This is a genomic window from Oceanobacillus sp. FSL W7-1304, assembly GCF_037969805.1.
GTDB classification, from domain to species: domain Bacteria; phylum Bacillota; class Bacilli; order Bacillales; family Amphibacillaceae; genus Oceanobacillus; species Oceanobacillus profundus.
Genome location: NZ_CP150211.1, coordinates 1,120,012 through 1,142,884, shown reverse-complemented (window position 1 = coordinate 1,142,884; position 22,873 = coordinate 1,120,012). Strand labels below are relative to the sequence as shown.

At 37.3% G+C, this 22,873-nt stretch carries 23 protein-coding genes; 13 read left to right on the top strand and 10 right to left on the bottom strand.

Annotated features, from left to right (window positions below; all coding sequences use genetic code 11):
- Positions 1–18: 18 nt before the first annotated feature.
- A complete protein-coding gene (locus tag NYE61_RS05655) occupies positions 19–375 on the top strand; it encodes an iron-sulfur cluster assembly accessory protein (protein WP_095309255.1) in 357 nt (118 codons plus the stop codon).
- A 629-nt stretch (positions 376–1,004) separates the two neighbouring features.
- Here NYE61_RS05655 and NYE61_RS05650 read toward each other — a convergent pair.
- Complete coding sequence (locus NYE61_RS05650) at positions 1,005–1,991, bottom strand: NAD(P)/FAD-dependent oxidoreductase (RefSeq protein ID WP_118888793.1); 987 nt, start codon at positions 1,989–1,991, stop codon at positions 1,005–1,007.
- Between the two features lie 482 nt (positions 1,992–2,473).
- Here NYE61_RS05650 and NYE61_RS05645 point away from each other — a divergent pair, with 482 nt between their 5' ends.
- From NYE61_RS05645 to NYE61_RS05635, 3 genes are all read left to right on the top strand, one after another.
- Positions 2,474–3,688, top strand: coding sequence for an NAD(P)/FAD-dependent oxidoreductase (locus tag NYE61_RS05645; RefSeq protein WP_095309251.1), 1,215 nt, complete (start codon positions 2,474–2,476; stop codon positions 3,686–3,688).
- A gap of 166 nt (positions 3,689–3,854) precedes the next feature.
- The gene (locus tag NYE61_RS05640) at positions 3,855–4,166 is read left to right on the top strand and encodes a YuiB family protein (RefSeq protein ID WP_095309249.1); all 312 of its coding nucleotides are present in this window, start codon (positions 3,855–3,857) and stop codon (positions 4,164–4,166) included.
- Between the two features lie 161 nt (positions 4,167–4,327).
- Complete coding sequence (locus NYE61_RS05635) at positions 4,328–4,993, top strand: 3D domain-containing protein (protein ID WP_118888794.1); 666 nt, start codon at positions 4,328–4,330, stop codon at positions 4,991–4,993.
- An 81-nt stretch (positions 4,994–5,074) separates the two neighbouring features.
- Here the strand turns inward: NYE61_RS05635 and NYE61_RS05630 are convergent, their stop codons facing one another.
- The 3 genes from NYE61_RS05630 to deoD all read right to left on the bottom strand — a co-directional run bounded on the left by NYE61_RS05630 (position 5,075) and on the right by deoD (position 7,092).
- Positions 5,075–5,551, bottom strand: coding sequence for a divergent PAP2 family protein (locus tag NYE61_RS05630; RefSeq protein ID WP_095309245.1), 477 nt, complete (start codon positions 5,549–5,551; stop codon positions 5,075–5,077).
- Between the two features lie 122 nt (positions 5,552–5,673).
- Positions 5,674–6,267 carry a biotin transporter BioY gene (locus NYE61_RS05625; RefSeq protein ID WP_303447905.1) on the bottom strand — a complete coding sequence of 198 codons (594 nt, stop codon included), beginning with the start codon at positions 6,265–6,267 and terminating at the stop codon, positions 5,674–5,676.
- Between the two features lie 117 nt (positions 6,268–6,384).
- Positions 6,385–7,092, bottom strand: a complete 708-nt coding sequence (gene deoD, locus NYE61_RS05620; protein ID WP_095309241.1) for a purine-nucleoside phosphorylase — start codon at positions 7,090–7,092, stop codon at positions 6,385–6,387.
- A 212-nt stretch (positions 7,093–7,304) separates the two neighbouring features.
- Between deoD and NYE61_RS05615 the strand changes: the two genes are divergently transcribed.
- Positions 7,305–7,568 (top strand): phosphocarrier protein HPr, encoded by a 264-nt coding sequence (locus tag NYE61_RS05615; protein ID WP_095309239.1) that lies wholly within the window; start codon positions 7,305–7,307, stop codon positions 7,566–7,568.
- Between the two features lie 81 nt (positions 7,569–7,649).
- Here the strand turns inward: NYE61_RS05615 and kapB are convergent, their stop codons facing one another.
- Positions 7,650–8,057 carry a sporulation phosphorelay system protein KapB gene (gene kapB, locus NYE61_RS05610; RefSeq protein WP_095309237.1) on the bottom strand — a complete coding sequence of 136 codons (408 nt, stop codon included), beginning with the start codon at positions 8,055–8,057 and terminating at the stop codon, positions 7,650–7,652.
- A 119-nt stretch (positions 8,058–8,176) separates the two neighbouring features.
- Between kapB and NYE61_RS05605 the strand changes: the two genes are divergently transcribed.
- The 5 genes from NYE61_RS05605 to NYE61_RS05585 all read left to right on the top strand — a co-directional run bounded on the left by NYE61_RS05605 (position 8,177) and on the right by NYE61_RS05585 (position 13,344).
- On the top strand, positions 8,177–8,371 hold the full coding sequence (locus tag NYE61_RS05605) for a hypothetical protein (protein ID WP_095309234.1): 195 nt from the start codon (positions 8,177–8,179) through the stop codon (positions 8,369–8,371).
- Positions 8,372–8,477: 106 nt separating this feature from the next.
- Positions 8,478–9,059, top strand: coding sequence for a superoxide dismutase family protein (locus NYE61_RS05600; protein WP_095309232.1), 582 nt, complete (start codon positions 8,478–8,480; stop codon positions 9,057–9,059).
- 330 nt (positions 9,060–9,389) lie between these two features.
- Complete coding sequence (locus NYE61_RS05595) at positions 9,390–10,826, top strand: spore germination protein (RefSeq protein WP_303447904.1); 1,437 nt, start codon at positions 9,390–9,392, stop codon at positions 10,824–10,826.
- Between the two features lie 201 nt (positions 10,827–11,027).
- Complete coding sequence (locus tag NYE61_RS05590; protein ID WP_251661370.1) at positions 11,028–12,206, top strand: Ger(x)C family spore germination protein; 1,179 nt, start codon at positions 11,028–11,030, stop codon at positions 12,204–12,206.
- 37 nt (positions 12,207–12,243) lie between these two features.
- Positions 12,244–13,344 carry a GerAB/ArcD/ProY family transporter gene (locus NYE61_RS05585; protein ID WP_303447903.1) on the top strand — a complete coding sequence of 367 codons (1,101 nt, stop codon included), beginning with the start codon at positions 12,244–12,246 and terminating at the stop codon, positions 13,342–13,344.
- 200 nt (positions 13,345–13,544) lie between these two features.
- Here NYE61_RS05585 and NYE61_RS05580 read toward each other — a convergent pair whose 3' ends face one another.
- Entirely contained in the window at positions 13,545–14,723 is a 1,179-nt protein-coding gene (locus NYE61_RS05580; RefSeq protein ID WP_118888798.1) for a PatB family C-S lyase, read from the bottom strand.
- Between the two features lie 663 nt (positions 14,724–15,386).
- On the opposite strand from NYE61_RS05580, the gene NYE61_RS05575 reads away from it, so the two are divergent.
- Both NYE61_RS05575 and NYE61_RS05570 read left to right on the top strand, forming a co-directional pair.
- Positions 15,387–15,938, top strand: coding sequence for an RNA polymerase sigma factor (locus NYE61_RS05575; protein ID WP_251661368.1), 552 nt, complete (start codon positions 15,387–15,389; stop codon positions 15,936–15,938).
- Positions 15,931–17,469, top strand: a complete 1,539-nt coding sequence (locus NYE61_RS05570; RefSeq protein ID WP_251661367.1) for a hypothetical protein — start codon at positions 15,931–15,933, stop codon at positions 17,467–17,469. The genes NYE61_RS05575 and NYE61_RS05570 overlap by 8 nt, the downstream gene beginning before the upstream one ends.
- A 56-nt stretch (positions 17,470–17,525) precedes the next feature.
- Here the strand turns inward: NYE61_RS05570 and NYE61_RS05565 are convergent, their stop codons facing one another.
- The 4 genes from NYE61_RS05565 to NYE61_RS05550 all read right to left on the bottom strand — a co-directional run bounded on the left by NYE61_RS05565 (position 17,526) and on the right by NYE61_RS05550 (position 21,181).
- On the bottom strand, positions 17,526–18,872 hold the full coding sequence (locus tag NYE61_RS05565) for a glucose-6-phosphate isomerase (protein ID WP_303447902.1): 1,347 nt from the start codon (positions 18,870–18,872) through the stop codon (positions 17,526–17,528).
- Between the two features lie 149 nt (positions 18,873–19,021).
- A complete protein-coding gene (yugI, locus tag NYE61_RS05560; protein WP_095309214.1) occupies positions 19,022–19,390 on the bottom strand; it encodes a S1 domain-containing post-transcriptional regulator GSP13 in 369 nt (122 codons plus the stop codon).
- A gap of 105 nt (positions 19,391–19,495) precedes the next feature.
- The gene (locus tag NYE61_RS05555) at positions 19,496–20,494 is read right to left on the bottom strand and encodes a potassium channel family protein (protein ID WP_303447901.1); all 999 of its coding nucleotides are present in this window, start codon (positions 20,492–20,494) and stop codon (positions 19,496–19,498) included.
- A gap of 132 nt (positions 20,495–20,626) precedes the next feature.
- Positions 20,627–21,181 (bottom strand): thioredoxin family protein, encoded by a 555-nt coding sequence (locus NYE61_RS05550; RefSeq protein ID WP_303447899.1) that lies wholly within the window; start codon positions 21,179–21,181, stop codon positions 20,627–20,629.
- A 311-nt stretch (positions 21,182–21,492) separates the two neighbouring features.
- On the opposite strand from NYE61_RS05550, the gene NYE61_RS05545 reads away from it, so the two are divergent.
- Positions 21,493–22,551 (top strand): M20/M25/M40 family metallo-hydrolase, encoded by a 1,059-nt coding sequence (locus tag NYE61_RS05545; RefSeq protein ID WP_118888803.1) that lies wholly within the window; start codon positions 21,493–21,495, stop codon positions 22,549–22,551.
- Positions 22,552–22,873: the final 322 nt, after the last annotated feature.

The window sequence follows — 22,873 nt, the reverse complement described above, 5'->3', positions numbered from 1 at the left end:
ATGAGGAGGTCCGTCAAAATGGTCATTACGTTGACAGATAATGCCAGCGCCCAAATCAAAGAGATGATGCAGGAAGAATCCGCGGGTGCACATCTGCGCTTTGGAATTAAGGGTGGAGGATGTAGCGGATTATCTTATTCACTAGGGTTTGAATATGATATAAATGAAGAATTAGACGTTGTAGAAGATATAAATGGAATTCCAGTTGTTTTTTTCAATCAGGACATTCCGATTATTGAAGGAACAACTATTGATTTTAAACAAAACATGATGGGTGGCGGGTTTGCAATTGATAACCCGAACGCTATTGTATCCTGTGGATGTGGTTCATCTTTCCGTACGAAGGATAAAGTCGGAACACCAGGAGATTGTTAAAGATTGCGGAGCGCTGACTGGTGCTCCGTTTTTTGTGGACTGGAGAGGGTACGTGAGCCTCTCTTTGCTCAATCGAACAAGGATGAAATACAGTCCAAATAGGAGAGAATACGATCTAAATAAAGTAAAATATGATCCAATCACCAAATACAATCCAAATCCACAAACACCAAAACACAACCCACTCAGGGCCAATAAAGGGGCGCATAAAATACGTCCCAAGCCAACTAAGCATGCTTCTACATGTTGATTAGCCTTGATAGTGTCACAAAATAAAGCAGGTAGGTTCGGTTTTTATAGGTGCCACGATGCTTTAGTGGTAGTATGTTCAGTAATTTCGACGATATCGCCCTAGACGTCAGCAGGGCGAAATCTCTAAAGTGTTTGTTTTGTTTTTTATTTCCTGAACGATTAGAAGCAGATAACATCAGGGATTGGATATGTGCAAGCTTGTTTTCTGAGCCGCAGCGATTGCATTTCCAAGTTCCCCATTCTCGCTTCAACGGACGTTGGTTACATAGAATACCTTTGATTAACTGCGTATCGCGAATATGATACTTCGCTAACCCTCCCTCGAATCCCTGCCTAACACATAAAAAAGCCACCCAAATTCGGGTGACTTATATAGATTAAAACATTGCTGTTGAATGCTTTGGTTGAATACGCGCTTTTGGATCGATGTAATTTTTAGCGTTATTAATGGCTGTCGGTCCTTCTCCAAAACCAGTAACAATTAGTTTTACTTTTCCTTCATAAGTACAAATATCACCTGCAGCATAGATTCCTGGAATATTTGTTTCCATTTTCGTGTTAACTAGGATACTGTTCTTCTCAATTTCAAGCCCCCAGTTTTTGATAGGTCCTAAGCTGGAGATGAAGCCATAGTTACAAATAACATCATCTGCTTCTAATTCAACTGTTCGATCGCCTTTTACCTCTTGGAAAATAAGCTGATCGATTTTATCAGATGTAACAATTTCAGAAGGAGTAAATGGTGTTAATAATTCAACAGTTGAAGCTTTTAGCTGCTCTACACTATGTTCGTGTGCACGGAATTCATCACGCCTGTGAACGAGTGTCACTTTCTTGGCAACCTTTTCGAGCATAAGTGCCCAGTCCACTGCAGAATCGCCTCCACCTAAGAGAACGACATTTCTATCTTTAAATTGATTCATATCTTTTACATAATAATGTAAATTAATACCTTCGAAACGTTCGCTTTCACCAATATTCAGACGACGTGGCTGGAATGCGCCATTTCCTGCTGTAATGATAATTGTTTTTGTAAGGTGCACTTCACCTGTATTGGAAGTTAATCTAAATGAGTCATCCTCAAGCTTTTCAACAGTTTCAATAGCCTGGCCAAGCACAATCTCAGGATTGAACATGTTTGCCTGTTCTTCTAGTCTATCGACAAGCTCTTGAGCGCGAACCTTTGGAAATCCAGCTACATCGTATATATATTTTTCCGGATACAGGGCTGTAAGCTGCCCACCAGTATGTGGTAAGCTTTCGATTATTTTTACACTTGCTTGGCGCATGCCACCATAGAAAGCCGTAAATAATCCGGTAGGGCCCGATCCGATAATTGTGACATCATAGATTTGTTCAGACATGATAAAAAAACCCCCGATTTATTTCGATAAATATCAACATTTCTATCGTACCACAACCGGTTCGTGAAGTGTATAATTGAGAATGTTTTTATGAGTATTTAAGAAAAACAGTTAATAAATATACAATTAGGAAAATAACATATAGGGTTGAAAACATTCTTGAAAAAAGCTAATATAAATGAGGGAATATTACAGAATGATGACAAATTAGTTTTAATATAATTATAGAAAAAGAGAATCTGGATTGAACCTGGGTTTTATATAGGCAAATAATAAAGTATAGTCTTTCAGTTAAGGCGTTCAAACAGGAAGAGGCTTATACTTCAATGTAGTAAGAGGGTTCTAGGAAAGCAAGAACGCCTTCTTCAGTATCCTTTTAAACGAATGTCAATGTTTCAAAGAGTAAATAGTGAAATATGTCACATAGGTTTTATTGACCTATGGTGACTACGTAAATTGAAATAATGGAGTAGTGAATAAGAATGAATAAACCACACATTGTAATTTTAGGTGCAGGATATGGTGGGATGATGACAGCTTCGAAACTACAGAAAACGATGCATATGAACGAAGCTGAAATTACCCTTGTAAATAAAAATGATTACCACTATCAAGCAACTTGGCTACATGAAAATGCTGCAGGAACACTTCACCCGGACCGCACAAAGATTAAAATAAAAGATGTTATCAATTCAAGAAAAATCAATATTGTTTTAGATGAAGTGATTAGCATTAAACCTGAAGAAAAAACTGTGAAACTATCGAATACAGAATTGAAATATGATGTACTCGTTATTGGCTTAGGATTTGAATCAGCTACATTTGGTATTCCTGGACTTGAAGAACATGCATTAATGATTAATAACATTAATAGTGCTCGTTTAGTTAGAGAGCATTTGGATTTTAACTTTGCGAATTACCATAATGAAGCCGAAAAAAACGATGCACGCCTGAATATTGTTGTTGGTGGCGGCGGATTCACAGGAATAGAGTTTGCCGGTGAATTAATCAATCGAATTCCAGAACTATGTGCAGAATATGACATTGAAAAAACTCAAGTCAGAGTTATTGTTGTAGAAGGAGCACCAACAATTCTACCAGGGTTTGATGAAGAGCTTGTAGAATATGCAGTAAATTCCTTATCCGCTCGTGGTGTTGAATTTATTAATGGTGCAATGCTGAAGGAATGTAAGGAAGATAGTATTGTATATGAAAAAGATGGAAAGATTACCGAGATTCCGACAATGACAACGGTCTGGGCAGCGGGGGTGAAGGCAAATTCAATTGTTGAGCAGTCTGGATTTGCAACAAATCGTGGCAAAGTAGAAGTTCGGAAAGATATGCGTACTCCAGATTATGATGATGTGTTTGTCATTGGTGATTGTGCGTTAATTATGAATGAGCAAACAGGGAGACCATTCCCTCCAACAGCTCAAATTGCCATTCAGCAATCGGGCACAGTTGCGCATAATGTAAGAGCGGCAGTACGTGGAGAACAGCTACAATCTTTTGAGCCAAATCTATTAGGTACGATTGCTTCACTTGGTCATGATGATGCAATTGCTGAAGTTCTAGGACGCAAATTATTTGGTTGGAAAGCAACGGTTATGAAAAAAATGAGTGATAATCGTTACCTTCTTAAATTAGGCGGTATTGGTCTTTTAATGAAAAAAGGAAAATTTAACATTTTTTACTAGAATTAAATAAGGTAAGCTATAACAAAAAAAAGCAAAGGAAGCGCAGAACCTTTGCTTTTTTTGTTGCGTCTAGCTCCAGTGTCCCCGGATGCTTGCGCTTTTGTTCTGTTTTAGTATAAAATGACAGTTGTATGCTAACATCGATTACATGAGGGGAGTTACTGGATTGATACAATTAATCGTTTCCATTATTTTATATTTTGTCATTTTTTTCGGAATCGCATTCATATTAAACATGCTATTAAGAAGGACATGGCTAATGGCATTCCTTTATCCGTTTGTTGTAATTATGATTATTGATAAACTATCAACAATGGAATATTTTACAAATACAAGTGCTGCATTTTCACAATTAGGACAAGAATTGTTGAGCTTAAAGATCGCTGATATCTTTATCCTTTCTTCCGGACTTGCTGGAGCAATTGTCTCAGGGATTGTTATAAAAATCCTGCGTAAAAGCGGCTATCAAATGTTTTAACAATCCACTAAGCAACCGTTTATAAAATGAATTTAATCCCATGTACATAGTTAAAATGAAGAAATCTTTTCAAAAGTTTGTGACATGCTAAGTAGTTTTCTAATAGGTTGATGAATAAAATTTTACTAGATTGGAAATGATGACATCCAAGAGGTGTTATTATGAAAATCAAAAATTTTATTTTGCATGTTGGAATGTTGACATTAATTATGATTTTGCTTGTTCAGGCTGTGACAATCATTTCAAATGCTGGGGAAGAACATCCGAAGTCGGGTAATGTGATGACGGCAAAGGCAGCAGAGCTCAGACAAACAACATTAAAACATAAGGGATTAAACGTTTCAAAAACGAAGCAACGTTATATTTCAAGCGATGAAATTGCATCGCAGCAAACGATTGAGGAAGCAATTGACTTTGACCAATATCCTGTTGCAACAGTAGTAGCAACTGGTTATACGGCCGGAATCGAATCAACCGGGAAAACGGAAGAGCATCCAGAATATGGAATTACGTTTTCAGGAGTAAAAGTAAAGCGAGACTTGTATTCTACCATTGCTGCTGACTTGACGATTTATCCAATAGGAACAATTCTTTATATTCCGGATTACGGATATGGTGTTGTTGCTGACAAAGGTAGTGCAATAAAAGGAAATAAAATTGACTTATTTTACCACACGGTGGATGATGTATTCGCACAGTGGGGGAAAAAGGAATTAGAAGTCTATATTGTTGAAATGGGTAATGGTGAGTTGACAGAAGAACAACTCATTAAATTAAATGAAGATGAAGCCATGCAAGTATTCAGGCAACAATTTAACGAAGATTAATGAACTACAAAAAAACTCCCGAAATCTAACGAGCGGGAGTTTTTTATTGTTAACACAAAAAGCATCCTCTATTAATATGTGTCATTGAAAGAACGGATAGAGTAAGAAAGCAATACCGATTCCAGTTAACCCGCCAAAAAAAACTTCAATCGGCTGGTGTCCTAACAGTTCCTTCAATTCTCTGCGCTTTTCATATTCTTCTTTTTTATTCCAATCCTTCGCACTTTCTGTAAAGTATTGAAAGTCTTTAATTAATCGATTGAGCAAAGCTGCATGCTCCCCAGCCTGTCTGCGTACACCGGAAGCATCAAACATCGTAATCACGCTAAATATACATGCAAGCGCAAATACACTGGATGTGACACCTTCAATGATACCGATAGCAGTTGTCAGTGCAGTGACAGCAGCGGAATGACTGCTTGGCATTCCCCCAGTACTAAATGCAAGGCCTGGTTGGAACTCTCTTGTGAAAATCAATTTAATTGGAATTTTAATTACTTGAGCAAAAACAATTGCTGCTAAAGCTGCCCATAAAGGGAAATTTAAAAATAACTCCATAAGCTATAAAACATCCTTCCTACTGCAATTTACTGATCAAACCTGCATATTCGCTGGTGCCATATTGCTGTTATTTTACCATAGAGAATTGACTAGGTAAACGGATGTCTATAGCATAGACATTATTGTATATTTACATTCCTTAAGGTGGAAGGAATCCGTTTGGCAAGACTAAGCATGAAAAGAGCTGCAACAATTGATAATATCGCATCTTTAATCATAAATGGAATCATCCCTGCCCACGCAACGGGATAGGAGATCGATAAATCAAGCCATGTATTCATTGCCAAATACATATAGGTAGTTCCAACACCGTAATTAATCGCTAAACCAATAATTGCAACAAAGATAAAGTATGGAATCGAACGAGCTTTTCGATTCTCTGTCATCCAGCCAACGAAAAAGGCAATTAAAATAAAGGAAAGTATAAACCCTCCGGTTGGACTAATGAATTGAAAGAATCCGCCTTTTAAACCAGCGAATATCGGTAAGCCTGCTGCTCCAAGAAAGGCATAAACTACCATTGAAATGGACCCGAGCTTTCTCCCCAGCATCATTCCAGCTAAGATAGCGAAGAATGTTTGTAAGGATACAGGAACGGTTGCTCCTCCAATCGGAATCGCCAAAAATGGAAACCAAACAGTAATATTCGCCCCGATTGCCATTAAACAAACAAACATGGCCCCAAACGTTAAGTCAATTGGACGTAATCTCATGGATATTCCCCCCTTATAAGAAAATAATAAGGGCAGCTTTATATACTGTCAACCAATAAAAGGTTTGGGTGACAATGGAAAAGACAGCCTGTGGTTAGACTGTCCTAATAAATAGCTTTATTTAATAATTGCTTCCAAGGCGATTTCCATCATGTCATTAAAGGTTGTTTGACGTTCCATTGCTGTTGTTTCTTCTCCAGTTAAGATGTGGTCAGACACCGTAAGTACAGACAGAGCCTTGCGTCCGTATTTTGCTGCAAGAGTATAAAGTGCTGTTGATTCCATTTCAATTGCTAAAACATTATACTTCGCAAGCAACTCATTTACTTCTTTTGCATTATCACGATAGAATGTATCACTGGTAAAAATGTTACCAACACGAAGGTTAAGGCCTTTTTCAATGCCGGCATCATACGTGTTTTTAAGTAGCTCAAAATCTGCTATTGGCGCATAGTCAATGCCATTAAAAATTAATCGGTTCATTTGTGAATCCGTTGTTGCGCCTTGTCCTAAAATGATATCCCGAACCTTGACATCTTTTTGAATCGCTCCACATGTTCCGACGCGAATCAGTTTTTTGACATCATAGCTTTGAATTAGCTCATTAACATAAATAGAAATGGATGGTACCCCCATTCCTGTACCTTGTACAGAAACACGTTCCCCTTTATATGTTCCGGTATAACCTAACATCCCACGTACTTCGTTGTAAACTTTAGCGTCTTCTAAGTAAGTTTCTGCAATATATTTTGCGCGAAGCGGGTCTCCTGGTAAAAGAATTTTATCGGCAATTTCACCCTGTTTTGCACCTATGTGAACACTCATTTAATTTCCTCCTTGTATCTGAAGCATTTCGTTTCAAAATAACGTTATCATAACAGGTAATGAAAGACAAATTTCGGCAGTGTACGATTTTTTTTAGCTTATTTCTTTCATTAATTTCTGTAATTGTATATAATAGATGTAGGTTTATGTGAATCACATAACATAAATGTTTGAAAAAATAGTATAAAATAGATTTGGAAGGATGATTTATAATGAAATCACAAACATTTACAATTACTGCTGAAACTGGTGTACATGCAAGACCTGCAACTTTATTAGTTAATAAAGCTGGCCAATATGACTCTGAGGTTGAAATTTCATATAAAGGTAAGAAAGTTAACTTAAAATCAATTATGGGTGTTATGTCACTAGGTATACCAAAAGGATCTGAAATCGAAATCAGTGCTACTGGAAATGATGAGGAAGAAGCATTAAACGGTGTTGCTGAAGTAATTAAAGAACATTTAGGTGAATAAGATGAAAACAAGGTAAGCGACTACAAACTGGACAGGTATGGTGCTTACAGTGTACAGAAAAAAGCTAGATGATATTAATCTCTAGCTTTTATTTTTTTGATTGTACAATTTTCTGTAATACGTATTCTCCAAACTATCGAGTTTTTGACGTGCCAACTTGTTAAATGGAATATCCTCTGCTGCTAGTTTTTCCATATATTCCTCTACTGCTTCTTTTAAAGATTTACCGTAGTCTGGAATTTCACCCTCATACTTTTTAACTGCTGCTTTTTTAACGTTCATTTTTTCGTGAAAGGCTAATGCTTTTCGTTCATGAAAAAACACGTCATCTAGCTTTCCGTAATTGTGTAGGTCTCCCTGTAATGGATGTTTTTGGACAGCTAGAACTTCAACCAGATAGTTCTCGCCCCTAAGCTCATTTACAACACCAAGATATGTTCCTGAACGGTAATGCGCCTTTACTAAACTTCCAGTTGTAATTTCAGACATCAAATCACCTTCCTTAGCTCTAGTTTGCCAAAAATAGGGCGAATTTGCGAATATTTAATTCTGTTAGTTGGCTAATAGTAGAAGTTTGTTATAATTGATGGAGAAGGATGTGAAGATTGATGATGCCGTTTCTCTATTTTCCAGAAGATAAGACGGAATATATTCCAGCTGTTATTGCATTGACAATTTTTATCATTTTAGCAGTCGTTGCAATGTACCTGATGGTTAAAAAATCGAGAAAAGATGAACGAAAATTTAATAAGCAGTATCAGCAACAATTGGAAAATAATCGACACACGACAGATCATACTTAAGTAAAAGCAAGGCCTCCTATTCTTTAAAAATAGGAGGCTTTTTTGTTTAGATTAATACCTTGTTGCAAATACTGAGTATAAAGGAATGCAAAAGGAGATTTTTTACATGCGTTTTATGGTTGTTTTCATTACCTTACTTTTGTTAACTGCTTGCCAATCCTCCGATGAAATTACGAGTAAGTCAGTTGAAATGTATAATGGCACCGGAGATAGAGTTGGAACAGCTTTGTTAAATGAAGCTGCAGAGGGTGTGCAAATCGAACTTACACTTGAAGGGCTGGCTCCAGGTTTTCACGGAATTCATGTTCATGAGTACCCGGCTTGTAAAGGACCGGACTTTAAAAGCTCTGGAAATCATTTAGATCCGGAAGGGAAAGAGCATGGGCTTATGCACCCGGATGGTGCACATCTTGGTGATTTGCCGAACATTGAAGCAGATGGTGCAGGGCTTGTGGATGTAGAGCTAATGCTCGCAGAGGCGACATTGTTAGATGGGAAGAATTCGCTTTTTGAAAAAGGTGGGACCTCATTAATTGTTACAGAAAATCAAGATGATGGGGTAAGTCAGCCTAGTGGGAATTCTGGAGCAAGAATTATTTGTGGTGTGATTAAAAAAGAAGATGGAGCGGGGGAGTCAGAAGATGCTCCAACAGACCCGACAGAATTTAATGAGGAACAAGAGGAATAGTAGAAATATATTAATTGAATGAGAAAAATTAAAGAATCGATCGGCTTGTTATCCATTTTATTAGCAAGCCGTTTTTTTTGGCTACAAATAATGAGCAATTGAAATGTGTTAAATATTGAACAGGATAAATGTTACACCACCATACATAATACCCCAAAAACAGGTAAGAATAATTTGTATGATTGATAGAGGGGGGATATTATCATTAAAAGTATTAATAAGCTATTTAAATTTTTTAACAGTGAACACCCTCTTGAAGAACAGTCGAGTCCATTTCAAAGCGAAGTACTTAAAGGTGAATTGGAGAATGATGTAAACGAGTTAAAGGCGGTGTTCGAAAAATCTTCGGATATCGTCTATCGTGAGCTGCATATCGGGAATAAAAAAGGAATGCTTATTTTTTTAGATGGGCTTGTCAACCAACAATTAATGGATTCCGACGTATTGAAACCGTTATTGAATTGGGATGAACAGGAGTTAAAAGCGGGAATTACTTCAATTAAACAGCTGTTAGAACGAGTTGTTACTACAGCTGATGTTACTAGTAGTCAAAAGCTGCAAGATGTTACCGATCATATTTTATCGGGAAATACGGTTTTATTAATTGATAAAATGCCAGATGCATTATTTATTAGTATAAAGGGATGGGAGAAACGAGCAATTGAACAGCCAGAGTCGGAGGTAGTAGTTCGAGGGCCGCGGGATGGATTTACAGAAAACTTAAGGACAAATACGAGTTTAATCCGTAGAAGGTTGAAAACACCTCGGTTAAAAATGGAACAAAAAAAAGTAGGACGATTATCGAAAACTGATCTCGTCATTACATATATCGAAGGCATTGCGGAAGATTCGTTAGTTCAGGAGATTCATGAAAGGATTGATCGAATAGATATTGACGCTATCTTAGAAAGTGGATATATCGAAGAGTTAATCGACGATAACCCATTTTCTGTTTTTCCTTTAGTTGGTCATACCGAGCGTCCGGATAAAGTAGTTGGAAGCTTATTAGAAGGGAGCGTCGGCATTATCATTGATAATACGCCTTTTTGCCTAATTGCTCCACAAACGTTTTTTCAATTGATTCAAAGTCCTGAGGATTATTATCAGCGTTATATTACGTCTTCGTTTATTCGAATGTTACGCTATTTGTTTTTAATTATCTCCTTATTGTTACCATCGCTCTATGTTGCTGTGACAACTTTTCATCAGGAAATGCTTCCAACCAGTTTATTACTTAGTTTAGCTGCTGCACGGGAGGCCACTCCTTTTCCTGCACTTATTGAAGCGTTAATTATGGAAGTTGCTTTTGAAGGATTGCGAGAAGCTGGAGTTCGCCTACCCCGAGCAGTAGGATCGGCTGTAAGTATTGTCGGGGCATTAGTAATTGGGCAAGCTGCCGTTGACGCTGGGATTGTCTCTAGTCCAATGGTCATTATTGTCGCAACAACTGGGATTGCTTCATTTATTATTCCAGGCTATGAACAAGCTAACACTATTCGAATTCTTCGCTTTCCAATGATGTTTCTTGCTGGATTTATGGGTCTGTATGGAGTTTTTTTAGGTGTGATAACGTTACAAATATATATTTTACGACTCCGGTCGTTTGGCGTTCCATACTTTTCACCAGTTGCTCCGTTGGATACATCTAATTTGAAGGATATATTTGTTAGGGCACCATGGTGGGCGATGAACAAGCGCCCAGGCTATCTAGGGAAAAATAAAGCGAATCGGATTAAGCATAATTCACGTCCTGGTCCGAATCAATAAGAAAAACGCTAATGAGGCTTTCCAGATGTAGTAGATCAGATTGGAAGAAATCGGTGAAAAAACCGACTTATTTTCAAAACCTCTATCCAACTTTGAGGGAAGCCTCTCTGAATAAGTGCAACTAAGGCATTCGCCTAAATAGACAAATGCCAAGTTTTCTAACCATTTAACAACTTATGTCGAAGCGGAAAGGAAACGTATATGAAACGAAAATGTAGGTTAATCTTACTTATCGTGATGATACCACTCCTTACGAGTTGCTGGGGTAGGACCGAGGTAATTGATATCGCCTTAGTCACTGGTATTGCAATTGATAAAGGGGAAAATAAAAATATTCTGCTTAGCTTACAAATTGCAGTTCCAAAAAACCTTGGCCCTCAAGCTGGTAAAGGATCTGGGGGATCTGAAACAACAATAGTGGTCTCGGAAGAGGGGCAAGATATTATGGAAGCATATCGACAAATTCAGTTGAAGTTGTCCAGAGAGGTTTTCTTTGGTCAGAGTAATGTGCTTATTATAGGGGAAGAGTTGGCAACGGAAGGTGTTTCTTCTGTACTTGATTTCTTCACAAGGTTCAGGCAACCGCAATTAGGTAGCACAATTTTATTTGCGAAGGGAAAGGCAAATGATAAGTTAAACTTAAAACCTCAGATTGAAAGTATGACGACAGAGGAAATTAGAGAACAAGAAAAAAGAGGGGCGGGGCTGGAAGTTAAGGTAAGGGATTTTTTGACCCGCATGTTAGCTGATGGTGATGAACCCTTTGCTTCAGAAGTTTCAAGTGAGCCATTAGAAAAAGAGAATAATTCCTCAGATATGGTTCCGTCGCTAAATGGCGCAGCAATCTTTAAGGGAGATAAATTAGTAGGATGGATGGATGATAAAGAATCTCGAGGTCTTTTATGGATGCGCGATGAATTTGTATCTGGAGCGATATCTCTGACAGTTCCAGGTAATGAAGGCGGAGGGCAAATAGGGGCAGAAATACTGCAAGTATCATCTAAGATTAAGCCAACTGTATCGAAGGATAACGTGAAAATAAAAGTCGATAGCTATGGAGAAGTAGAAATCTTTGAAAACTCCTCAACGTTCGATTTGAATGATCCAGAAAATATTCAAAAGGTTAAAAAAATGTTTGAAGATGAGGTTAAAGAAAGGCTTGAATTAACGGTGAATAAAGCTCAAAAAGAATTACAATCAGATGTCTTTGGCATTGGACATGCGGTTTATCGTTCGAATCCCAAACTGTGGAATGATATGTATAAAAGTAAGTGGGCAGAAGTTTTTCCTGAAATTGAAATCGAAATAGCAACTGAAATCAAGATAAAGGGTACCGGGTTTACTAACCAGTCAATAATATTCTCAAATCAGAAAGATTAAGGAGAATCCTTTACCGTCAAGTTCTTAGGAGGATCTTATGGAACGAATATCGGTGTATCAGCTTTTTACAATTACAGTGTTTTTCCAGCTTGGTTCATCTGTAATATTTGGGTTTGCTTCATCTGCTGGCAGAGATGCGTGGCTAGCAATTCTAATCTCTACTGCATTGGGAATTATGCTGATTTTAATGTATATTGCTCTAATGAAAATGAACCCAAGTTTAACAGTTGTGGAATGGTTTCCGGCACAACTTGGAAAATGGATCGGTATGCCGATTGCTTGGCTATATCCACTTTTGTTTTTGTATGTGGCAGGGCGAATTTTAGCCGATGTAAAGTCAATTATCCCTGTTACGATTCTTCAACAGACACCATCATGGTTCATTGTTCTCTCGCTTTTATTAGTTGTTTTGTATGGGGTTTCATCTGGAATTGAAGTTATCGCTCGACTAACCGAATACTTGTTACCGATGGTGTTAATAATCTTCATGATTGAGGTTATTCTACTGTTTTTTTCAGATGTTGTGAATATTAACTATATCCTTCCCGTGGTTGGACAAGGTTGGGGAAAGATTTGGACAGCCGTATGGCCGACAGGTATCACGCAAACATTTGCGGAGACATTAACATTAGCAATGATTTGGCCATTAGTCAAAGAAACGGAAAAGGTAATGAAGGTAACAATTATCGCAGCAATTGTATCTGGGATAACGATTGCTATACTTAGTCTGATGCAATCGCTCGTCTTCGGAGAAAGTATTTTAGAACGTACCCTATTTCCTGTTTATACATTAATGCAACAAATATCGATTGCTGATTTCCTTGACAACCTAGATGCAATCGTAAGCTTAGTTATGGTTCTCACTGCTTTTGCTAAATTAACGCTTTATTTTTTTGCGGCAGTTCGTTCGATGCAATTGTTATTGAATCTAAGTTCGAGCCGATATCTAATTTTACCTGTAGCTATCATTACCTACATGTTAGGAATGACGATGTCAACAAATTTAAGTGAACATATCTATGTCGGTATTCATATTTTTCCCCTTCATTTATGGGTTCCATTGTTAATTGTTTTACCATTTCTATTGCTGGTTGTGACTGTCATACGAAGGATATTTACTAAAGTCTCATCTAAATAAAGGAGTGTTATGGAATGAACAGGTTTCTCTGGCCATGGCAGTCTGATGTAGTGATCGAGTATCCATGGATTTTATTAGTGTTTTTTTTGATTCTTTCGCTTCCATTCTCTATTGTTTCTTGGGTGCGGTGGAAAAAATGATCGCCATTTTTTTAGCAAAAAACACATGATCAACTGGAGTGATCATGTGTTTTATCATATTTATTTAGTTAATGTTTGTACGGCACCGATTATCCGTTTGACACCTTCTTCTAAAGTTGCACGTGGACAGGCGATATTCATACGCATGAATTGTTCACCAGCTTCTCCATAAGATGCCCCAGTATTCAAGCCAACCTTTGCCTCTTCAATCATAAATTTATTCAAAGACTTACTATCCATATTTAGTGCACTGCAGTCAATCCAAAGAAGGTAAGTACCTTCCGTTTTCACAACTTTTAGTTCAGGTATATGCTGGTCGAACATTTCAGTTACATAATTGGTATGACTTTCAAGCAAGCTGTTTAATTCTTCAAGCCAAGGCTCGCCATGTGTATATGCTGCTTCCATTGCGGTATTTCCCATTGTATTTAATTGGTTATGAAAGCCTTGTTTATTAAATGATGCATCAAGCTTTTTTCGGTTTTCGGTATTGGTTGTAATCACATAGGATGCATCCAGTCCAGCAAGATTGAATGTTTTCGATGGAGCCATACACGTAATAGTATGATTGGCAACTTCTTCAGAAAGTGAAGCAATCGGGATATGCTTCTGCCCTGGGAACACAAGGTCCGCATGAATTTCATCCGAAAGAATCATAACATCATATTTCAAACATAACCTTGCCATTTCTTCCAGCTCATCTTGTCTCCACACACGACCAACAGGGTTATGTGGGGAGCATAAGATGAATGCTTTCACACCAAGTTTTAATTTATTTTCAAAGTCTGCAAAATCGATTGTATAGTAATTATCCTTATTAACGAGTGGATTCTTGATTACTTCACGATCATGGGCTTCGATTACATTATAAAATGGTGGATAGACAGGAGTCTGAATGAGAATTTTATCCTGTGGCTCTGTGAAAGCTTGTACAGCAATATGTAGGCTTGTAACAACACCGTTACTGTAAGATAACCAGGCAGGATCAATTTTCCAGTTATGTCTTTTTTCTAACCAATTGACGATTGAGCCTGACACTGTCTCATCGATAATAGTATATCCGTAAATTCCATGCTGAGCGCGTTTTATTAATGCTTCATTAACAGCTTCGGGAGCTTTAAAATCCATGTCAGCAACCCACATCGGTAGTACGTCCTCTGATTGGAACATTGCTTGCAGCATATCCCATTTAACAGATCTTGTATTTTTACGGTCATATAATTCTTCGAAAATACTCATAAAATGCCTCCTATAAAGTCGTTAATGCTATTATAATTAGTAATCTTGACATTTGCCAAGCTTTTCGGCGATGCTAGTTGCACTTGTGCAAGCAGGAAGTTTTTACTTTCTTACTTGCTAGAAAAGCTTAGAGGAAACGAAAAAAAAGCAAAGCGTTAAACGCCTTGCTTACAGGGGGAATACGAGAAAGTCTTACAGTTATAGTATTACCCCGAAATAAAAAATATAAACAGGGATTTTTAAATTTTTTTATGTGAAAATATAAACCGCGAACTAATTATTGTTTGTTAAGTTTTTAGTAGCTTCCGCCGCCCGGGCTGTTCGAGGCAATCGAACTTTTTGTGGGAACAGTCTCAGACACTTCGAGAAAACCATTTATTGGGGTACTCGAACGTGGGCTCTTGCCGCTGAGAATTCGGTAACTCATAGAAGAGTAAAACGAGACAAGGCTTATCACGATCAGTTTACAAAGGTAGCAGAAAAAATCAACCGTGATAACCTTTTTAAGAAGAAGATAAACTAGATATTTTCTGTTCTGCGATATTTCAGCCAGGAAGCACCAAACACATTAAACAATACCCAATTTTATAAAGTTAATGAATTAAGAAACATTTACCGAGAAACTTTCGTTACATACATAGTGGGAGAAAGGAGGGGGTATAGGTGGATGAAACGGAGCTAGTTAACGGAGCAAAAATTAAGGATGAAGATGCTTTTGAGCAATTAATAGATACATATAAACCTGTGATTGAACGATTTGCTTATCAATTTGGTGTTAAACAAGAAAATATTCCAGATATTGTGCAGGAAACTTTTATTAGAATTCATCGAAAATCACATCAGTTTCATAAAGGGAAATTTACAACCTGGGTCTATCAAATTACATTAAATGTAGTTCGAGACCAATACAGAAAGCAAAAACGAGACAGAAAGCTTATAGATAAGGCGAGGCAAAGCCAATTGCAAACAATAAAAAATAGCTATTATTTCGAAAAACAGGAGCATTTATTTTTGCATGAATGTATACAAAAACTGGATGCGAAATATAAAATCCCATTAATTTTATATTATTTCCATGATAAATCCTATGATGAGATCGCGCTTATTCTAAATATTAAACTATCCGTTGTGAAGACTAGAATTCATCGAGGCAAAGCGAAATTAAAGGAGATTTTTGAAACATCGATTGGAGAGGAGGTTTACCAGAATGGATGATAAGCCATTGGAAAAGATGCTTCACGAAATGAAAGATGACTATAACAAATTGCCTGAATATACAAATACCAAAACAGTTATGCATTCTATTTTTGCTAGGAAAAGGTCAAAGTGGGGACGGTTGTTGCCAACTGTTGCGATAATAGCGGGAATGCTTTTGTTTATGGTTGTTGCACTTCCTTTTATTAATGATGAACATCAAGGGGATAGAGAAGCTGAATATTTGAAACTTTATTTTCAGCAAAAGAAAGAAACTTTTCGCAAGGAACTTGGGATAGAAAGTGTGGAATCGTTTCGGGAGGTCAAACAGGCAGAACGTCTTGTGAAGCAGTTTGAATTAACAAGTCAAGCAGAGTCGTTTGAACAGATAAAGTCGGAAATCGATTATTTATTTACAACTCCCGAGCAAGCAATTGAACAATTGAATGAAGCTGGAGAATCAATCGGGCAAAACTTAGAATTCGGTAATAAAATGTTAGAGATGGAAGCTTCACTACAAGCATATATACAGGAATTATTTGGAAAATATGCGTTTACGAATGATGAACAAAAGGCTTTACTAGAAGTACAGCATGATAAATTAAATTATTCAGGGCCTTCTGATATAAAGGCATTTTTAAAGTTGCTGGATGAACAAGGGTTTGTCCTCAAACCTGAAGAATTTGAATCGCCAGCAATAAAGGTTCAAATGGACTATTTCTGGATTATCGGAAATAACGAAAGGTTACAGAAAATGGAATGGTTTGAACGCTATTTAGAATTAGTAGAAACAAAAATTGATCTGTATGCACCTGGTATCTATAATGAACAACAAATTCCTTGGCATGAGTTTGACACAATCTTATTGGAAATTGAGGATCTGTTTAATGATTATCCAGAGGCGCAAAATGTTTTATTTGAAGAAACATTTTTGCGAAATGTTGTACATTGGTATTTAGAGGGCTATATCGAAGCTGGTGAGTATTCGTATCCTGCTACCCTAAATCAAGATGCAAGGGATGAGTTATTACATTTTGTTAACGAGCATAGGGACTCTAAGTATTGGGAGATTGTGAACGGAGCTGTTAAGTTATATGAAGCAAACGATTGGGAAAAAGGAGATCGTCTTTGGATTTTAACAAATAAACTATTCCTTTTTTTTGACGAAAAATTCGAAGAGTTACAGTTAAAGGATATTCATGAGGTGAATAGTTGGCCAATATTAAGTTCTACACCAAAGACATATATGGAATATGTAGAGGAACAAGATATCTCATTACTTGAAAAGCTCTCATCAATGGAGATTATCTCACTCTATTATTATGCAGTCGAAAGGAAAGCAGAAGAAGTTGTTAATGATATAGTAATTAATCTTGATTTTAACCTAAGTAAAGTAAATTCTAATGAATTGAGCTATATTATTCGAACGGATCATGCGACCAATCAAGAAACCTATCAATTACTAGGGGGGGACAACCATAAGATACTAGAAGAGGTGCGGTTGAGCAAGGAAGGAAATATGTGGAAGATTTCAAGCGTCGAATTATATTAATAAAAAAGCACCGTTCGCACTCTTAATTTGAGGCGACGGTGCTTTTCAAATATTAATTACAAGCGTTTCTCTAATGCTTCTTTTTCTTCTTCAAATCCAGGCTTGCCAAGCAGTGCAAACATATTTTTCTTATACGCTTCTACACCAGGTTGATCAAATGGATTCACACCAAGTAAGTAGCCGCTAATAGCACATGCTTTTTCAAAGAAGTAAACCATGTAACCGAATGTATAAGCATCAAGTGCAGGCAATTCCACGATGAGATTTGGAACATCTCCATCCGTGTGTGCGAGCATTGTACCTTGGAATGCTTTATCATTGATTTCATGAATGGTTTTTCCAGCTAGATAATTCAAACCATCTGAATCATTTTCTTCTGCTTCTAGTGTTAAATTCTTTTTCGCAGCATTCACGTGAAGAACTGTTTCAAATATATTGCGACGCCCTTCTTGGATATATTGACCAAGTGAATGCAAGTCTGTTGTGAAGTTAGCAGAGGAAGGGTAAATCCCTTTTTGATCCTTTCCTTCACTTTCGCCAAATAATTGCTTCCACCATTCGGAGAAGTATTGTAAGCTTGGCTCATAGTTAATCAGAAGCTCTGTAACCTTGCCTTTGTTATATAAAACATTGCGAACCGCTGCATATTGATAGGCTGGGTTGTTAGCCAGTGTTGGCTCAGCTAAGTCATGCATTGCATCCTTAGCACCCTGCATCATATCATCAATGGAAATGCCACTTACTGCAATTGGGAGTAATCCAACAGCGGTAAGAACAGAATAACGGCCACCAACATCGTCTGGAATTACAAATGTTTCATAACCAGCTTGGTCTGCAGAAGTTTTTAAAGCGCCTTTTGCCCGGTCTGTAGTAGCATAAATACGCGTTTTTGCTTCTTCAGCACCATATTTTTCTTCTAAGTATTTTTTAAAAATACGGAAAGCAACAGCAGGTTCTGTTGTTGTTCCACTTTTAGAAATAACGTTAATAGAAAAGTCCTTATCTTTTAATAGCTCTAATAGTTCACTCATATAAGTTGAGCTTAAATGATGACCAACAAAGATAACCTGTGGTACTTTTCGTTCCTCTTTCGTAAGTAGGTTTTGGAAAGAATGATTGAGCATCTCTAGTGCTGCACGTGCGCCAAGATAAGACCCGCCAATACCAATAACAAGCAATATGTCGGAATCATTTTTGATTTTCTCTGCACTTTTCTTTATACGTGCATATTCTTCTTTATCATAGTGTTCGGGTAAATCAATCCAGCCAAGAAAATCGTTACCCGGGCCAGTTTTTTCATGTAGCATATGATGTGCTGATTCCACAAATGGGCTTAAGTAATCAACCTCGTGCTGGTCGAAAAATTTTAGAGCTTTATCATAGGTAAATGAAACGTGTGACATTGACATCCTCCTTTAATTGCAATCAACTGCATAACTTAACTTTATCCGATAAGGATAGTGAAATCAAGAATGATGCAATTTGGATTTGCATACAAAAAAACATACACAACGAAGTTAAATCCTTCAATGCGTATGTTTTAATTTGTTTCTTATTTTTTTGCTGATTGATCGATCCACTCTTGCAGCTTATCTTTAAGTGTGTTAAATCCTGCTGTATCATTGTCTTGTTGGAAAGTAGGTTGTGCTTTTTTCTCTTTCGCAGGCTTCTTTGGTGCCTCTTCTGTAGCACGGATTGAAAGGGATACTTTGTTTTTTGCTTCGTCTACATTCATTACTTTTACTTTCACTTCGTCACCAACAGTTAAGTGCTCATTGATATCTTTCACATATCCGTGTGTAATTTCTGAAATGTGAACTAAACCTTGGTTTTCTTCATCTAAAGCAACAAATGCTCCGTATGGCTGAATTCCTGTAACTTTTCCGTCTATAATTTGACCAGCTTCAAATTTGTTTGTCATGCTGAACAACTCCTATATATAAATTCGTTTCTTTTTACACAATATACGATTATAGCACAAACTATTAATTCTAGCAAAAGAATACTTGAGAAATGATAGAAGTGGTTACCAATGTGTGATGGAGATTAATGTATCATTCCCTCTTAAGGTTTGGTTTGCATCAGGATGTATGTGGTATTTTTCATCACGAATAAATCCAAGCGTTAAGTATCCTTTTTTTAACAGATGGTTGGAAATCTGATGAAATGATTTGCCTTCTAACTCACGAGGCAGCAGTAAATGGGAAAATTGCTGCTGTGTCAATAATTGAATTACATCTTCAAATGGGGTGGCGGTTTTGGCATGGCTTAACTCATGAAAAAATAAACCACTCATAAAGTCATTCGAGCGGATAATTGTCGTTGCACCAGCTCGCAAAGCATTTTCAATTTGGATTTTGGACAAGATTTCGGCAACGATTGGTATCTTCCTATTATTTCCACGAATAGCAATTGTTGCTAGGATCGTATAGTTATCTGCTTGACGCTCACTTTTATTTAATTCCGATGTTATTAGAACACAGTCAGCATAATCAATATTGGCTTTTTCTAATATTGTGTCTTCGCTAGCATCCCCATGAATAAAATGAACAGGATATTCCTGAAAGGTAAGGTGGCGCAACGTTCGGTCAATAAGAACGATACGCGTTGTTGGGTAATTTTCAGAGGCAATATGAATTAATTGTTTGGTGCGTTCATTCCAACCGATAAAGATAAAGTGATCCCTCCCTCTAAATGGGAGTCTTCCACTTTCAAGGTCCTGCTCATGTTTTACTGTAGCAGTAGATAATGAACTAATATAAAAGGCAATTAAACCACCACCGGAAAGAATAAGTAGGATCGCGATGATTCTCCCGGTCGGAGTTAGGGGAACATAATCACCGTAGCCAACAGTTGCCCCTGTAACAAAAGCCCACCAAATACCATCGAATATTGTTGGGAATTGGGCCGGCTCAAACAAGTGAATCATTGTTCCGAAGAATGTCATTAGAATAAATATGGTAACCAGGAGCTTAACGGCTGTCGGTAAACGAAAGTAAATATATTTAAGAAAGCGAATACTCATAGCATCACCTTTAAGCGAAATGTATTTACAGTTTAGTATGAGCTAAGAGGGCAGGGTTATTCAAACTTATCAAGAAGAAAATCCCGAGTACTGACAATACTTATTCTTTGTCAGTACTCGCTTCACTAGAATCTATGCTTTCGCTAATGTTTCTTTTAAACTGTTATAAACGGCAAGCCAAAAATCTTGGTTATCCCGATAGGACTTAGATATAAATAAATACATTTCCTTTGCTTTTTCATCGTGATCCTGCGCATCCTGTGGGGGAAGGGAAGCACGAGAATGATCAACAAATTGTTGGAGTTCTGCTGCACGCGGTCCCCATTTAGCGACTTCTTCTCCATTTTCATTAATGAAAACGAAAATCGGAATAGAACGCGCTTTACCATTTGTTAAGTACTGGTCCATTAATTCTAAATTTTGATCACGCAAAAGCATCCGAACTTGCATATTAGCTGCCTCAGATAGTTTTAATAAAATTGGGATATTCAGCATCGCATCCCCACACCAATCTTCCGTCAACACAATAGCACGAAGATTTTTTTCTCGGATTTCATTATAAAATGCGTCGTCAACTGGTAAAGAAAAATGATCATAAATATGCAATAAATCTTCCTTGTTCTTTTCCATGGATTCAATATAAGCGTCTGGGTTCATACCTCTTTCAAACCATTGATTAAGATGCATGAGCAATCACTCCTTTTACGAATTTGTACTGAGTAAAATTGTAAGGCTAAAATGATGATACGTAAACAAATGTGCTCTTTTTTGGTGGTAAGTTATAAAAATTTGACAGTAAACTTTATTTATAGAGGTTGTTCAAAAAGTCCGATAAAATGACATATCGAGAATATGGATCTTCAAATAAAAACCGACATGTCATGTGTCGAACGCCGTAGTCACCAGTTCGTACGTTGCTAAATGGGCGCTTGCGCCTTTGATCCAAATTTTGCTATCATGGAAATTAGTTGGATGAATAGCCTGAGGAGGTAGTATAGATGACACAAATAAATCAGCAGTTTTTACTGGAATTATTAAACACGCCATCTCCATCAAGTATGGAAATGGAAATTCAGAAGAAATGGATAAACTATGTCAAGGATTTTGCCGATGAAATACGTACGGATAATGCAGGAAATGCTATTGGTGTATTAAATGCGAACGCTCCTTTTAAAATCTTGCTTGCAGGGCATTGCGATGAGATTGCGCTTGTTATTAACCGGATTGATGAGAATGGTTATTTGCATTTCGATAAAATGGGCGGTATTAATCCAAAAGCTGCGGTTGGTATGCGTGTAACTGTGCTTGGGTATAACGATAGCGTGACCGGTGTAATCGGTGTGAATGCACAACATCATGGCGGGCTGAAAAATGACTTTGACCTATCCGATTTGTTCATTGATTGTGGCTATAAATCCAAAGAAGAAGCCGTAAAGCACGTACAAATCGGAGATCTCTGTGTATATAAAACAGAACCTGAAATTTTAATGGATCGCTATATTGCTGGACGTGGCTTGGATAATCGGACTGGTGCATTTATTGTTGCGGAAGTACTGAGACAGCTTTCCGAAAAAGATATTAATGTTGGGGTATATGCAGCAAGCACGGTAAATGAAGAAACGAATATGGGCGGTGCATATTTTGCCGCTGCAGGTATTGAACCCACAATGGCAATAGCTTGTGATGTGACATTTGCAACAGATTACCCTGGAGTTAATCAAAATAAGCACGGAGATATAACATTAGAGGGAGGCCCTGTTTTTGCAAAAGGGGCACCAATCAACATTAAGATTAATCAGTTGCTCGAAAAAGCAGCGAAGAAGTTAAATATGGATGTGCAGTATGAGTTAACACCTCGTATGACAGGTACGGATGCCGATAAAATGCGACTTACAGGGAAAGGAGTGCCTGTTTCCTTGGTGTCACTCCCGTTGAGATATATGCATTCTCCTGTTGAAACAGCGAGTATCCAAGACATCGAACAAGAAATTGAATTAATTGTAACGATGATTGCTGATATGACAGGAGAAGAGAGCCTAAATCCATTGGATAATTGAGTTTACAATGAGTAGGGAAGATATAACTATTTCCTAAAAGTGCCGATTGCCCTCATACGAGGAGCATTCGGCTTTTTTAAACCAAAAAACAGATAAATTAAAAAGTCCTATATGTTATGAATAACCGTTCCAAAATACCTCTTATTACAAATCCTAATCTGGTATATAGTCCCTGTTTTCCGCTTTATAGAAAAAAATACCATACGCCTCCTCATTTCCGTAGTAAATTAGATTTATTTTTCATATGAAAATGAATCTATTAAAACGTTCTACCTCAAAAAACCTTTTAATATAAAAGGTTTATTTATCTTCCTTGTAAAAA

Excerpts from the sequence above, each read along its gene's own strand:
- NYE61_RS05545 (WP_118888803.1), top strand. The coding sequence starts at position 21,493 with ATGACACAAATAAATCAGCAGTTTTTACTGGAATTATTAAACACGCCA.
- NYE61_RS05580 (WP_118888798.1), bottom strand. The coding sequence starts at position 14,723 with ATGAGTATTTTCGAAGAATTATATGACCGTAAAAATACAAGATCTGTT.
- NYE61_RS05630 (WP_095309245.1), bottom strand. The coding sequence starts at position 5,551 with ATGGAGTTATTTTTAAATTTCCCTTTATGGGCAGCTTTAGCAGCAATT.
- NYE61_RS05645 (WP_095309251.1), top strand. The coding sequence starts at position 2,474 with ATGAATAAACCACACATTGTAATTTTAGGTGCAGGATATGGTGGGATG.
- NYE61_RS05570 (WP_251661367.1), top strand. The coding sequence starts at position 15,931 with ATGGATGATAAGCCATTGGAAAAGATGCTTCACGAAATGAAAGATGAC.
- NYE61_RS05615 (WP_095309239.1), top strand. The coding sequence starts at position 7,305 with ATGAAATCACAAACATTTACAATTACTGCTGAAACTGGTGTACATGCA.
- NYE61_RS05550 (WP_303447899.1), bottom strand. The coding sequence starts at position 21,181 with ATGCATCTTAATCAATGGTTTGAAAGAGGTATGAACCCAGACGCTTAT.
- NYE61_RS05655 (WP_095309255.1), top strand. The coding sequence starts at position 19 with ATGGTCATTACGTTGACAGATAATGCCAGCGCCCAAATCAAAGAGATG.
- NYE61_RS05605 (WP_095309234.1), top strand. The coding sequence starts at position 8,177 with ATGATGCCGTTTCTCTATTTTCCAGAAGATAAGACGGAATATATTCCA.
- NYE61_RS05585 (WP_303447903.1), top strand. The coding sequence starts at position 12,244 with ATGGAACGAATATCGGTGTATCAGCTTTTTACAATTACAGTGTTTTTC.
- NYE61_RS05590 (WP_251661370.1), top strand. The coding sequence starts at position 11,028 with ATGAAACGAAAATGTAGGTTAATCTTACTTATCGTGATGATACCACTC.
- kapB (WP_095309237.1), bottom strand. The coding sequence starts at position 8,057 with ATGTCTGAAATTACAACTGGAAGTTTAGTAAAGGCGCATTACCGTTCA.
- NYE61_RS05650 (WP_118888793.1), bottom strand. The coding sequence starts at position 1,991 with ATGTCTGAACAAATCTATGATGTCACAATTATCGGATCGGGCCCTACC.
- NYE61_RS05555 (WP_303447901.1), bottom strand. The coding sequence starts at position 20,494 with ATGAGTATTCGCTTTCTTAAATATATTTACTTTCGTTTACCGACAGCC.
- NYE61_RS05565 (WP_303447902.1), bottom strand. The coding sequence starts at position 18,872 with ATGTCACACGTTTCATTTACCTATGATAAAGCTCTAAAATTTTTCGAC.
- deoD (WP_095309241.1), bottom strand. The coding sequence starts at position 7,092 with ATGAGTGTTCACATAGGTGCAAAACAGGGTGAAATTGCCGATAAAATT.
- NYE61_RS05635 (WP_118888794.1), top strand. The coding sequence starts at position 4,328 with ATGAAAATCAAAAATTTTATTTTGCATGTTGGAATGTTGACATTAATT.
- NYE61_RS05600 (WP_095309232.1), top strand. The coding sequence starts at position 8,478 with ATGCGTTTTATGGTTGTTTTCATTACCTTACTTTTGTTAACTGCTTGC.
- NYE61_RS05625 (WP_303447905.1), bottom strand. The coding sequence starts at position 6,267 with ATGAGATTACGTCCAATTGACTTAACGTTTGGGGCCATGTTTGTTTGT.
- yugI (WP_095309214.1), bottom strand. The coding sequence starts at position 19,390 with ATGACAAACAAATTTGAAGCTGGTCAAATTATAGACGGAAAAGTTACA.